6 protein-coding genes are annotated in these 14,039 nt (G+C 52.1%); 4 read left to right on the forward strand and 2 right to left on the reverse strand.

Annotated features, from left to right (window positions below; genetic code table 11):
- Position 1 precedes the first annotated feature (1 nt).
- The 4 genes from LX69_RS00355 (at position 2) to sov (ending at position 10,950) form a co-directional block, all read left to right on the forward strand.
- Positions 2-1,243, forward strand: coding sequence for an ABC transporter permease (locus tag LX69_RS00355; protein WP_111443822.1), 1,242 nt, complete (start codon positions 2-4; stop codon positions 1,241-1,243).
- Between the two features lie 448 nt (positions 1,244-1,691).
- Positions 1,692-2,735 (forward strand): thiamine-phosphate kinase, encoded by a 1,044-nt coding sequence (gene thiL, locus LX69_RS00360; protein WP_111443823.1) that lies wholly within the window; start codon positions 1,692-1,694, stop codon positions 2,733-2,735.
- A 133-nt stretch (positions 2,736-2,868) separates the two neighbouring features.
- Complete coding sequence (ruvA, locus tag LX69_RS00365; RefSeq protein ID WP_111443824.1) at positions 2,869-3,450, forward strand: Holliday junction branch migration protein RuvA; 582 nt, start codon at positions 2,869-2,871, stop codon at positions 3,448-3,450.
- Positions 3,451-3,534: 84 nt separating this feature from the next.
- Positions 3,535-10,950 (forward strand): T9SS outer membrane translocon Sov/SprA, encoded by a 7,416-nt coding sequence (sov, locus tag LX69_RS00370; protein WP_245934897.1) that lies wholly within the window; start codon positions 3,535-3,537, stop codon positions 10,948-10,950.
- Between the two features lie 47 nt (positions 10,951-10,997).
- Here sov and gcvH read toward each other — a convergent pair whose 3' ends face one another.
- Complete coding sequence (gene gcvH, locus LX69_RS00375; protein WP_111443825.1) at positions 10,998-11,375, reverse strand: glycine cleavage system protein GcvH; 378 nt, start codon at positions 11,373-11,375, stop codon at positions 10,998-11,000.
- A gap of 924 nt (positions 11,376-12,299) precedes the next feature.
- On the reverse strand, positions 12,300-13,409 hold the full coding sequence (gene dprA, locus LX69_RS00380) for a DNA-processing protein DprA (RefSeq protein WP_111443826.1): 1,110 nt from the start codon (positions 13,407-13,409) through the stop codon (positions 12,300-12,302).
- Positions 13,410-14,039 lie beyond the last annotated feature (630 nt).

Genomic DNA, 14,039 nt, shown 5'->3' on the forward strand with positions numbered 1-14,039 from the left:
CATGTTCAGGAAACAATCTCAATCCAAGGGTCGGACATTGCGTCCTTCGCAACAGCGGCGCGACTGGCGCGTGGGGCCCTTCTCGTTCAAGCGTTTTATGACGCTGATGCAGCGCGAATGGCGGCTTTTCACCAGTAACCAGGTGGCCATGCTCATTTTCATTGGGGCGCCTGTGGCCTATGCGCTCATCATCGGCCTGGTGTACAAGGGAGCCGCTTTGCGCGACCTGCCCGTGGCGGTGGTCGATCTCGACAACACGCCCCTGAGTAATAAGCTCATCGATGCGCTGGATGCCAACCAATACATCCGTGTGGCACGGGTGATGCCTGCCGCCGACAATCCCCGCAGCCTGATGGTGGACGATCGCATGGCGGCCGTCATCACTATCCCCGACCGTTTTGAGGCCGATATTCAACAAAAGCGCCACCCCGAGGTGAATGTGGATGTGGATGGTGCCAACATGCTCACGGCCAACTATGCATCGACCGGCATTCAGACCACATTGGCAGTGATGAACGCCGGCATGGAAATCGAAGGCCTCAAGAAAAAAGGCACCCCGGCGGCCATCGCGGCCGAGCAGTTCGAGTCGTTTAAAATCACCATCAACCGTTACTACAATCCTTCGTCGAACTATCTGCTGTTTCTCTTTCCCGGCATGCTGGGCACCATCATGCAACAGGTATTCCTCATTGTGCTGGCGCTGAGTTTTGCGCGCGAGTACGAGGATGGCACTTTTCGTGACTTGGTGCGTTACACGCGGCGTCCTCTCAATTTGCTGTTTGCCAAAACGGTGCCTTACTTTCTCATCGGCATCGCCATTTGGTTCCCGCTCATCAACATCTTTTTTCCGGCTTTTCATTTGCAGATGCCGGCCAATCAATGGCTGTTTTATCTGGTGTCGGTGTTGTTCCTCTCGGCAGTGACTTTTATGGGGGTTGCCGTGAGCATCATGATGAAGAATCAGCTGAAAGCCACCGAAGTGCTCATGGTCATTGCCACGCCCAGCTTCATCATCAGCGGGCAAACGTGGCCCCTGGAATACATGCCCAAGGGTGTGCAGATGCTCTCGAACACCATCCCGCTCACACACTATCTGCAGGCCTTTCGCGCCATGACCACTTATGGCGCCACAGCTGTGGAACTCAAGCCGCAAATCACTGCTTTGCTCATTCTCAATGGCGTGTTTTTGTTGATGGCATGGGGGGCACTCCGGTACAAGATTAAACGGGCACATATTATTTAGAATGTCATTCGGCATCGAATGCGTGGAACGGGCAGGTGTATTACCTGCCCGTTTCTGTTTTTGGGCTTGTCGATAATGGTGTGCCTAAAGGGTGGTGGTGTTGATGAATGACATTCGTTTTCCGTCATTCCACCATCACTTTTTTGCAATCATTTCTTCGACTCCGCTTCGATCTTTCTTCGGGACTGCTTCGGGGGTTCTTCGACCTTTCTTCGACTCGGCTTCGATACCGCTTCGACTATGGGTCGAAGCGGGTTCGAAGAAGGGGCGTAGTTGGTACGATGGTGGGGCGACCACGGTGCGATGAATGGGGGAGAAGAAGGACTTTATGGGATAAGTCCGGAATTATAATCATACTGCTTTTCTATTTATCGTCCTTTTTTGTCCCCCCAATGGCGTGCCCCCTGCCTGATTTTTATATTTTTGCAGGTTCAAATAACATTCAATCATGGAGAAACAGAAAGGCGACAGTTTGAGCGGTTTAGGTGAGTTTGGGTTGATTGAGCACCTGTCGGCCCAATTTGAAAATAAGCACCCCGAGACCCTCAAGGGGATTGGCGATGATGCGGCAGTAATTGCCTCGACCAACGATCACATGGTGGTGACCACCGATTTGCTGCTCGAAGGCATTCATTTCGATTTGACTTATACCCCCCTGCGTCACCTGGGCTACAAAGCAGTGGTGGTGAACGTGTCGGATGTATATGCCATGAACGCCCGTCCCAAGCAGATCACCGTGTCTATTGGCATGAGTTCCAAGATCTCGCTTGCAGCCATTGAGGAGCTGTATGAGGGCATTCGACTGGCGTGTGAGCGTTATAATGTCGATTTGGTGGGGGGAGATACCTCAACATCGCTGACCGGGCTCACCATTTGCATCACCGCCATTGGCACCGTGAAACCGGGCAGGGAAGTGTATCGCAACGGCGCCAAGCCCAACGATCTGATATGTGTGAGTGGCGACCTGGGTGCGGCCTACATGGGTCTGCAACTGCTCGAGCGCGAGAAGCGCGTATTTGCCGGTAATCCCGGCGTGCAGCCCGACCTGAGTGGCTTCGACTATTTGCTCGAGCGACAGCTCAAGCCCGAAGCCCGCAAGGAAGTGGTGGAGTTTCTCGACCAGATTGGCGTACGGCCCACCTCGATGATCGACATTTCTGACGGTCTCTCATCCGAAATATTGCACATCTGCAAACAGTCGGGCACCGGATGCCGCTTGTACGAAGAGAAAATTCCCATCGATCACCAAACCAGTGTGCTGGCCGAGGAGATGAACATCAATCCCGTGGTGGCGGCTCTCAATGGCGGTGAGGATTACGAGCTGCTGTTCACCATTTCGCTGGCCGACTACGAGAAGTTTCAGGGAGCCAAAACCAATGCCAACATCTACGCCATCGGGCACATCGCCCCCGCCGAGAAGGGGTGCTGCCTCATCACCGCATCCGGTTCGGAGGTTGAACTCAAGGCGCAGGGATGGGCAAACTTTGGGTGAACGTGCTAAATGCTTCATGTGCTTTGTCTCCTCGCAGTAAATCATAATTCTTTGCTGCTTTAACACTCTGTAGCTTTGGCACTTTGTCCCTTTGGCACTTTGCCACTTTCTTAAACCATTAACAACACGCACAATGTACGAATATATCAAAGGAGAATTGGTGGAGCACAGCCCTGCGCATGCGGTGGTAGAGTGCGGAGCGATGGGATATTTCATCAACATCTCGCTCAATACCTATACAGCCATTCAGGCGCTCAGGGAGGTACAGTTATATCTGCATCAGGTGGTTCGTGAGGATGCCCATCTGCTGTTCGGGTTTGCCGACAAGGGCGAGCGCGATGTGTTTCGTCATCTCATCAGCGTGTCGGGGGTGGGGGTGAACACGGCTCGCATGATTTTGTCGTCGGCCTCGCCCGATGAGGTGCGTGCAGCCATTGTGGCCGAAAATGTCAACATCCTCAAATCGGTGAAAGGCATTGGTCTCAAAACAGCCCAGCGCGTGATCATCGAGCTCAAAGACAAGCTCTCGAAGGAGCCTGTGGGCGAGAATTTTTTGAGCCTCCAAAACAATACCGCCCGCGAAGAAGCGTTATCAGCATTAGTCATGTTAGGCTTTGCCAAGGCCGCCAGTCAAAAGGTGGTGGACAAGTTGTTGAGCGAACAGCCATCGGCGACAGTCGAATCGGTCATCAAGCAAGCCCTTAAGATGCTTTAAAAATCGGCGGTGACACCAGACAGTCACTGTCTTCGTCATATTTTGTATCACCCATCCAAGCCCTCTTAAAACCCCGCATTTGCCTTGAAGAGATATACACGATACCGAATCACCGGACTGTTGATGGCCGGACTGGCTCTTTGGGCCATGGCTGCTGCGCCTGTGAATGCCGATTTCGATTACTCCGATGCTTCGTTCATTGCGCCCCCGCTCCAGGATACGGTGCCGGTGGGCGACGAGCCTGTGGAGTTGCGTTACCCGTTGCGCGATGTGAGTGGTAATCCATACCTTGAATCGGAAGAGGGGGGCGTGATAGATCCCGGATTGCCCTCCAATATGGTGTATCGCAGCGAGTACGATCCGGTGACCAACCAGGTGACCCTTTATCGTCAGGTGGGCAACATGGATGTGCGATTGCCTTACACCATGACGCTGGAGGAGTATCAGAACGCCGACATGCGGAATTCCATCGTGGCTTATTGGCATCAGCGTCAGCAAATGGAAAGTGGACGATACGAAGGAATGTCGGGGTTTCATCCATCGTTCAAGTTTGGCGGAGAGGCCTTTAATGCCTTGTTTGGTAGCAATGTCATTGATGTGAAGCTGCAAGGGATGGCCGAACTCAAGGTGGGTCTGAGCACCACGCGCATCGACAACCCCACGCTGCAGGAGCGGTTGCGCAAAACCACCACTTTCAATTTTGAGGAAAACATCCAGATGAACATCACCGGTAACATTGGTGATAAGCTCAAGCTGGGCATCAATTACAACACCGAGGCGCTGTTTGATTTCGAGAACGAGGTGAAGCTCGAGTACACCGGTAAGGAAGATGAAATCATCCAGAAGATTGAAGCCGGTAACGTGTCGTTGCCATTGCCCGGGACGCTCATCACCGGCAGCCAGAGTCTTTTTGGCGTAAAGACCGAGATGAAGTTTGGCCGACTGACAGTCACCTCTATCCTCTCGCAGCAAAAGGGTGAGTCGCAAGTCATCAACATCCAGGGGGGAGGTACCAAGCAGGAGTTCGACGTGAGCATCGACAAGTACGACAACCGACGCCACTTCTTTCTGGGGCATGCCTTTCGTGACCGTTACGATGAGGCATTGGCCAATTTGCCCGTCATCAACTCGCCATATGTCATCAACAAAATTGAGGTGTGGGTGACCAATAAGAGCGGTAATTTCGAGAACAGTCGCAACATCATCGGGTTCATTGACCTGGGGGAAGATGGGGCGAATCTGTCGAACAACTATTGGGCCGATGAGGCCGGCGTTATTCCCGATAACAACGCCAACAACCTGTATCAGCAGATGACCACCACCTATGCCGGCATACGCGACATGAGTGGCGTGTCGACGACATTGCAACCCCTTACGGCTTATGATTTTGTGAGCGGTCGTGACTACGACAAGCTCGAGAATGCCCGCAAGCTCAACAGTTCTGAGTACACCCTCAATAGTCAATTGGGCTACATCTCGCTCAACACCGCCCTGCAGGCCGATGAGGTGCTGGCGGTGGCTTATCAGTACACCTATCGTGGTGAGGTGCACACCGTGGGGGAGTTCTCCACTCAGGGCATCGATGCCCCGCAGACCCTCATTTTGAAAATGATTAAGGGAACCTCTTTCTCGCCTAAAATTGCGACCTGGGATTTGATGATGAAAAACATCTACAGCATTGGCGCTTATCAGGTCAATAAGGAGGATTTTAAGATGCAGGTGGTGTACACCAACGACTCCACCGGGTCGGACATCAACTATTTTCCCGAGGGCAACGACAACCTGAAGGGAAAGATGCTGTTGCGGGTGCTCAATCTCGACAACCTCAACAATAACCTCGATCCCACGCCCGATGGGGTGTTCGACTACATCGACGGGGTCACCATCTATCAGCAAAACGGCCGTCTTATCTTTCCCATGGCCGAGCCTTTTGGGGCTTATCTGGAGAAGAAACTCGATGACACCGGCAACTCAACCCTCAAGGGCAAGTATGTGTTTAACGCGCTGTACGACTCCACGCAAACCGTCTCGACACAAACGGCATCCAAAAACAAGTTTCGGTTGAAGGGAAGCTATAAGTCGAGCTCCAGTTCGGAAATTTCGCTCAATGCCATGAACATCCCCCAAGGGTCGGTGGTGGTGACGGCCGGTGGCATTAAACTGACCGAGAACATCGACTATACGGTGGATTATAACCTGGGCAAGATCAAAATCATCAACAGCGGATTGATGGAGTCGGGCTCCAATATTCAGGTGTCGCTCGAGAGCCAGTCGCTTTACAACACCCAAACCAAAACGCTGATCGGGAGCCATTTTAATTATCAGTTCAACGAGAATTTTAACCTTGGCGCCACCGTGATGCACCTGAGTGAGCGCCCGATGACGCAAAAAGTCAACATTGGCGATGAGCCCATCTCTAACACCATTTGGGGGATGAACAGCTCGTACACCACCCAGTCGCAGGCCATCACCAACTGGCTTGACAAATTGCCTCTGCTATCGCTCAAAAAGGAGTCGAACATCACCGTCGAAGGAGAGTTTGCCCAGTTGCTGCCCGGTCACTCATCGGTGTTGCAGGATGGTGGAACAGCCTACATCGACGATTTTGAAGGCTCCAAGGTGTCGTACGACATGAAGAACATCACCGCATGGAAACTCTCGAGCGTGCCCCAGGGTCAAACCGCTTTGTTCCCCAATGCCGATTTGAGCAACGACCTGCGGTATGGTTTTGACCGTGCCAAGCTGGCCTGGTATGTCATCGACCCCCTCTTTTTGCGAAACTACTCCGAGACTCCCTCTCATATTAAGAGTGACGTAGACCAGTTGAGCAATCATTTTGTGCGTGAGGTGTACGAAGGCGAACTGTTTCCCGATAAGGAGACTGCTTACGGTGAACCCACCAACATCTCGATGCTTAACCTGGCTTACTATCCGCGCGAGCGTGGCCCCTATAACTTCGACACCAGCCTGGATGTGAACGGCTTTTTGCAAAATCCCCAGTCACGTTTCGGGGGGATCATGCGCAAGCTAGAGACCAACGATTTTGAGGCCGCCAACATCGAGTACATCGAGTTCTGGATGATGGATCCCTTTGTGTATGACGATTCTCCCACGCGGGGTGCCGACTTGTACTTCAACCTGGGGAATGTGTCGGAAGATATTTTGCGCGATTCCCGTAAATCGTTCGAGCAGGGGTTGCCGGGTGTGGGCGAGGCCGCGCTGGTTGATACCACGGCCTGGGGCTTGTTGCCAACCAAGCAAAGTTTGGTGAATGCCTTTAGCAACGATGCCAATTCCCGCAAGATGCAGGATGTGGGGCTCGATGGTTTGCCTTCCGATCAGGAGCAATCGTTCTTTAACTCAACGGTGCACCCCTACATCGACATCATCAACCAGATGAACGCATCGGGTAACTTGAGTGTCGAGGCTGCCGCCGCCATTTTGACCGACCCGGCCGGCGATGACTACCATTATTACAGGGGCAGTGATTTTGATGCCAACAAAACCTCGATCCTCGACCGTTATAAAAACTACAACAACCCCGAGGGTAACTCGGTGGCCACCGAATATTCGCCCGAGACCTATGCCACGGCAGCCATCACGGTGCCCGACATGGAGGACATCAACAGCGATTACACGCTGAGCGAAACGGAGAGTTATTATCAGTACAAGTTTGAGGTGCGCCCCGAAAAGATGCAGGTGGGGCAGAACTACATCACCAACATGGTGGAACGTACCAAGGAGCTCAAGAATGGTAAAACAGAGACCGTGAAATGGTACCAGGTGCGCATCCCGCTATCGGAGCCCGATCAGGTGGTGGGCGACATCAGCGATTTCACGTCGGTGCGTTTCATGCGGATGTTCCTGCACAACTGTACCGACACCCTCATCATGCGTTTTGCCACCCTTGATTTGGTGCGCGGCGACTGGCGTACCTTTTCGGACGATTTGACCGATGTGACCGACAATGCCGTGAAGAACAATAACACCGAGTTTGTGGTTTCGACGGTCAACATTGAGGAGAACAGCGACCGGGTGCCGGTGAACTATGTGCTGCCTCCGGGCATCGACAGGGTCATTGATCCCTCTAATCCGCAGTTGTTGCAGCTTAACGAACAGTCGCTGTCTATGAAGGTGATGAATATGGGTGCCAAGGATGCCCGTGCCGTGTACAAGACTGTGAACATGGACTTCCGCCAATACAAGCGTTTGAAGATGGCCATTCACGCCGAGCATATCTCGGGCTTTCCTCTGGAAAATGATGAGATGACCGCCTTTGTGCGCATTGGGACCGATTACACCGATAACTACTACGAATACGAGATCCCCCTTAAGCTCACACCACATGGGTTGTATTCGAGCAACTCGAGCACCGACCGCGAGGCGGTGTGGCCTGATGAGAATCAGTTGAACGTCTCCCTCGATAAGTTCTCGCAGGTAAAGCTGCGCCGCAACGATGAGAAACGGCAGTCAGGCTCCACTCTTTCGCTCAGCGATGTGTACACATGGAACGATCCCGATGTCACTACCAATTACATCCGCATCAAGGGTAACCCCAATCTGTCGAACGTCAAAACCATCATGATTGGGGTGCGTACGCGCGGCAATAGCACCCGTTCGGTGGAAGTATGGGCCAATGAGTTGCGTCTGACCGACTTTGACGAAGAAGGCGGCTGGGCTGCCAATGCGCGCATGAAGATTGATCTGTCGGACTTCGGAAGTGTCTCGATGGCCGGTAAGGTGAGCACCGTAGGGTTCGGTAGCATCGATCAGAGTGTGAATGAGCGCAGTCAGGAGGATTTTCACCAGTACGACATTGCTGCCAATATTGAAGGGGGCAAGCTGCTCGGTCCCGAGAGCCGTTTGTCGGTGCCCGTGTATGTGGGATTATCCAAAGCCGTGGCAACACCCAAGTATTACCCCCTTGATCCTGATATTACTCTGGATGTGGCGCTTGAAAACGCCGGCAGTGAAGCGGAGCGTGACTCCATCAAGGACATCAGCCAAACGGTGACCGACCACAAGAGCATCAACTTTACCAACGTGCGTTTGGTGCAGAAGGCCGGCGAAAAGCCCTCGCTCATCAGTCCCTCGAACCTCTCGGCCACTTACTCCTATAACGAGGCCAACATGCGCGATATCAACACCCAATACGAGGTGGAGCGCAACCACAAGGGGATATTGGCCTACAATTATGTGAACCGACCAAAGGTGTACGAACCTTTTAAAAATGTGTCGTTGCTCAAAGGCAAAGCCCTCACCTTGGTGCGTGACTTTAACTTTTCGTTGATGCCCACGCAAATAGGGTACCGTTGGGAGGTGACCCGCGACTACACCGAGACGCAGTCACGCGACATTACCGACCCCAATTATGTGATTCCCGTGACGGTGAGCAAGGACTTTAACTGGAACCGTTATTTCGACCTGAGCTACAACCTCACCCGTTCGTTGAAGGTCGATTTCAAGTCGGCCACCAATGCCCGCATTGATGAGCCCGACGGTGCGGTCAATAAGAAGCTTTATCTCGATGAGTATGAGTTGTGGAAGGATTCAGTGATGAAGAACATCATGGACATGGGGCGCATCACCAACTACACCCACAACACCAATGTGACATACACTGTGCCCATTAATAAGTTGCCCCTGCTCGACTGGACGTCAGCCAACGTGCGGTATGCCTCCATGTACGCCTGGGGTGCCGGCACCATGGTGCAGACCGATGGCAACATTCGTTACCCCTTGGGTAACACCATTCGCAACTCCAACAACCTGCAAGGATCCGGGCAGTTGAACATGACCAATCTTTACAACAAGCTTCCTTACTTCAAGAAGCTGAATCAGCAATATGGTTCTACGCGCCGTTCGGGAGGTAACCAGCAGAATCGTCCCACCACACAACGTTTCAACAAGGATGGGGTGACTCTCAAGGCCGGTGAGCCCTACACGCTCAATCATGGCCTCAAGACGGCCAATGTCACCATGCGTGTGTTCGATAAAAATGGACGTCCCATACAGGGCGAGACCAAAGTGGATGGCAACAACAAGGTGGTGTTTGTGCCGAAGGCCGACCAGGAAGGTGCTCGTTTTATGGTCACCGGAACCATCGAGCCCAGCAAGCCAACCGTGTTGACCTATGTGCGTGATTATACTTCGTTGCTCATCACCGGCATTAAAAACATCTCGGTGCAATACAGCGAGACCAACGGAACCATCCTGCCGGGTTACCTGCCGGGTGCCAAATTTATGGGCACCTCTAATAACTTTGCCGAGCCGGGTGTGCCCTTTATCCTGGGGATGCAGAATCGTGACTTTGCCGCCGAAGCTGCCCGCAACAACTGGCTCACCCTCGATGAGGCCTTTAATTCGCCTTATCAGATGAACCACTCCAACGACTTTAACATTCGCGTGTTGTTTGAACCCATCAAGGGCTTGAAGGTGGATGTGACAGCCGACCGCCGTTATTCTCAAAACCTGTCGGAATACTATCTCGAAGGGGCAACCGTGGGCGCCGGAACGGTGTATAATGGTGCGTTTAATATGTCGTACAACATCATTGCCACGTCGTTCGACAAGGTCGATCGTAACGGGACCTATTCATCGCCGGCCTATGAGCGTTTCCTGAGTAACCGTCAGACCGTGTTGAAGCGGCTGGTGGCGCAGCGGCAGGGCATGATCGACGGGGTGACCAATGGTGATTATGTGGGCGACGGTTACTCCGAAACCTCGCAGGAGGTGATGATTCCTGCTTTCCTGGCTGCTTATGCCGGGAAGGATGCTGACAACATCTTTTTGGATGCCATGCCGGGGCTCAACCGTATTCAGCCCAACTGGCGCATCACTTACGACGGTCTTTCGCGCATCCCTCTGTTCAAAAAGGTGATGAAGTCGTTTGATGTGTCGCATGCTTACCGTTCGTCGTATGCCGTGGGTTCGTACCAGTCGAATATGGAATACAGTGAGGGAGGCGATGGGGTGAGCTGGATCCGCGATGTGCAAAATAATTTCATCCCTGAGTTCGAGATTTCGGCCGTGACGCTCAATGAGCAGTTCAGCCCGCTCATTCAGTTTAACATCACCTGGCTCAACAGCCTCACCACCCGTGCCGAAATTAAGAAAACGCGCATGCTGAGTCTGAGTATGACCAACAATCAGCTCACCGAGAACTACTCCAATGAGTGGGTGTTGGGACTGGGTTATCGCATCGACAAGCTGGCGCTGGTTATTGGCGGGGCATCGTTCAAGAGCGACCTGAACCTGCGTGCCGATGTGTCGGTGCGCGACAATGTCTCCATCATTCGCAAGATTTCCGAGAAGGTCGATCAGATGACGGCAGGCTCTAAGATTGTGGCCGTGAAGTTCACCGCCGACTATGCCCTGAGCGATCGCTTTAATATGCAGCTCTTTTACGACACCAACATGAACGATCCGTATATCTCCACCTCATATCCCACGCAGACGAGTAACTATGGGTTGAGTTTTAGGTTCACGCTCACACAGTAAAAAACCCCGGCCTTTAGGCCGGGGTTAATGCCCTGCTCGCTGATATTTCATCCCACTAAATCATGGTACTCGTCAGCCGAGAGCAGTTCCTTGAGCTCCGCGGTGTCGTCGATGCTGATTTTGATCATCCAGCCCTGTCCGTATGGGTCGGTATTGACCAGCTCGGGGTTTTTGCCCAGTTCTTCATTCACCTCCAGTACTTTGCCTGTGAGTGGCATGTAAAGATCCGACACCGTTTTGACGGCTTCCACCGTGCCGAATACCTCTTCGCGGGGCACGCGCTCCCCTTTGGTTTCTATCTCTACAAATACGATGTCGCCCAGTTCGTTTTGGGCAAAGTCAGTGATGCCGACAACGGCTGTTTGTCCTTCAATGCGTACCCATTCGTGATCCTTGGTGTACTTTAGTTCTTGTGGTAGTTGCATACGTTATGATTTTGTGATTTAAAGTCATTGAGTTAAGCCCTGAAAGGGCGATGAGCAGTAGCGTTTGGCATCGCCCAACGATGAATACAAACTCAATCTGTGAGCCCTGAAGGGGCGTAAGCTTATAACCCTTTGATTGTGCTTTTTTTACTTTCATGCAGTCCTTAGTCCTGCTCTATTGCTGGCGCCCCATTGGGGCTTAACGAAACGACATTGTTTTGTGATTGGTAAGGTAGCAAATTTATGCATTCCCTGTAATAAACCATTTTTTGTGCCGATTGTTTGGGGTAGTCCCCGCATTGCAGCTAAATCGTTAATTCAAGTATGTCAATGTTGCATTGAGTCCGCTCAAAAAGATTTTTGTCCACGAATGACACGAATTTCGCTAATTATAAAACACAGATCAATGTCATAGAGTTAAGCCCTGAAAGGGCGATGAGCAGAAGCGTTGGGCATCGCCCAACGATGAATGTCAACTCAATCTTGGTGCCCTGAAGGGGCATAAGCTTACGCCCTTTCTGGGCTCGAGTTTGTTTTTTCATTTCAAGCGGAGCTTTGCCCTGCTCTATTGTCAGTGTGATTCACAGAAGAGACAAGAAGATGATTCGACTAATGGCCGATATATTAGACAGAAGAGACGAATAGAAACGATCTAAGCATCTGTTTTCATCTCATCATCTGCCTCTTAGTTTGATGTCTTTTTCTCTTAACTAAATGACATGGATATACAATTGACGATGATTTCAACAAAGTGGTTGATTTGAGCGCCAAACACTTTTCGGAGTCAATTCAACGTTGAATGATGAGATGTCACTATTGTACTCTTGCTCGCTTCTACACTTCTATCCCTCCACTTCTCCACTTCTCCACTCTCCTTTATAGACTTATACCTCAGGCACTCTGTCCTTTTGCCACTTCCTCTTATCACACCACCCGATAATGGTTTCCCGGCAAAGACTTCACCAACCCATCGAACTCAAAGTTGAGCAGGATGGCCGACACCTTGCTGATGGGCAGTTGGGTTTTGTTGCACAGGGTGTTGATGTTGATTTCCCGTTCTTTAATCAGGCATTGGTAGATGGTTTGTTCCTCGGGGGTGTTGAAGTCCACAAACAGTTTGGCCTGCACCGCATGTTGGTTGGTTCCGCGCGCCTCCCAACCCAGGTGCAGTGACAGGTCTTTGGCACGTTCCGTGAGAGCAGCCAGGTTGTGCTTGATCATCCAGTGACACCCTTCGTACATGGGTTCGTTCACCGGACCTGGAAAAGCCATCACGTCGCGGTTGTACGACGAGGCCAACTTGGCCGTGATGAGGGCACCTCCCTTGATGCCGCTCTCGATGACGACTACGGCATCGGCCAGTCCGGCCACTATGCGGTTGCGTTTCACAAAGTTGGGCTTATCGGGTTCGGTGCCGCTGATGAATTCCGACAGCAGGGCGCCATTGTTGAGCATCTCCACCGCTGTCTGACGGTGTGGGGGCGGATAGATGCGGTCGAGGCCATGTGCCATCACCCCCACTGTGGGCAGGTTATGACGCAGGGCGGCTCGGTGCGCACAAATGTCGGTGCCGTAGGCCATGCCGCTGACAATGACCACCTCGCCAAACAGCGCCGCCAACTCCTCGATGAACTTCTCGCAGTTGATGCGTCCCTGCTCGGTGATGCGTCGGGTTCCCACGATGCTGATCACCTTAGGGCGATTGAGCACCGGTTGTCCCTTTTGGTAAATCATCACCGGGGCGTCTTCGCATGCTAACAGCCGTTGGGGGTAGTCGGCATCGGTAAAAAAAAGAGGGACAATTTTGCCCGACTCGATGAACAGTATTTCTTCCTGTGCGCGTTGCATCACTTTGGCCGAAGTGATTTCAGCAGCGGTGTTGCGGCCAATGCCGGGTATCTTTTGCAGGGTGGCCGATTTCTCTTTAAAGATAGCCGACTCGTCGCCCAGGTGCGTCACCAGTTGGCGGGCAGTCACCGGCCCAATGCCTTTGACAAGGGTCAGTGCGATGCGGTAGAGGAGTTTGTCGCTCACTGTGGGGAAGGTTTATGGGATTCAATTTATGAAAAAGGTTTGGATGAGAAAAGGGGGGACTTAAACGCGGAGACGGCAAGGCGCAGAGCAATGATAAATTGGTTTTTAACTGTCTGTAGATTTAACTCTTTTGTGTTCGTGTGTGGTTGATTATGGTGTGTGGTTGCGATGCATTACTATATGCGATATCCGTTGACCATGGTGAATGGATGCGATGTGCATTACTAAGAATGATACCCGTTGACCATGGTGAATGGGTATGCTGCATTACTATGGATGATACCCCTTGATTATGATGAATGGGTATGCTGCATTACGTTGTCCGTCATCCGTTCATGGTGGTGCATCGAACCGTTTTCTGGTAATGCATCGATACCGTTTCAGGGTAGTATATCGACACCGATTCATGGTAATGCATCGATAGCAATTGTAGGTGTAGGTTCGATATGTGTGTTTAACCCCAGCCTTAAGGCTGGGGTTGGTCTGACGGCGTGTGTAATCGGGCTTTAGCCCTGAGTTATGCTGCTGTCTGCTCATTCATCTGTGACCACTCACCTCATGGCACGGTTGAGTTAACCCCAGCCTTAAGGCTGGGGTTAGGGGGAAGGCTGGATCAGTCGGGCTTTAGCC

The sequence above is a fragment of the Breznakibacter xylanolyticus genome, from assembly GCF_003254275.1.
Lineage (GTDB): Bacteria > Bacteroidota > Bacteroidia > Bacteroidales > Marinilabiliaceae > Breznakibacter > Breznakibacter xylanolyticus.

What these genes read in the sequence shown, in the direction of transcription:
- LX69_RS00355 (WP_111443822.1), top strand. Translation starts at nt 2, where the DNA reads ATGTTCAGGAAACAATCTCAATCCAAGGGTCGGACATTGCGTCCTTCG.
- thiL (WP_111443823.1), top strand. Translation starts at nt 1,692, where the DNA reads ATGGAGAAACAGAAAGGCGACAGTTTGAGCGGTTTAGGTGAGTTTGGG.
- ruvA (WP_111443824.1), top strand. Translation starts at nt 2,869, where the DNA reads ATGTACGAATATATCAAAGGAGAATTGGTGGAGCACAGCCCTGCGCAT.
- gcvH (WP_111443825.1), bottom strand. Translation starts at nt 11,375, where the DNA reads ATGCAACTACCACAAGAACTAAAGTACACCAAGGATCACGAATGGGTA.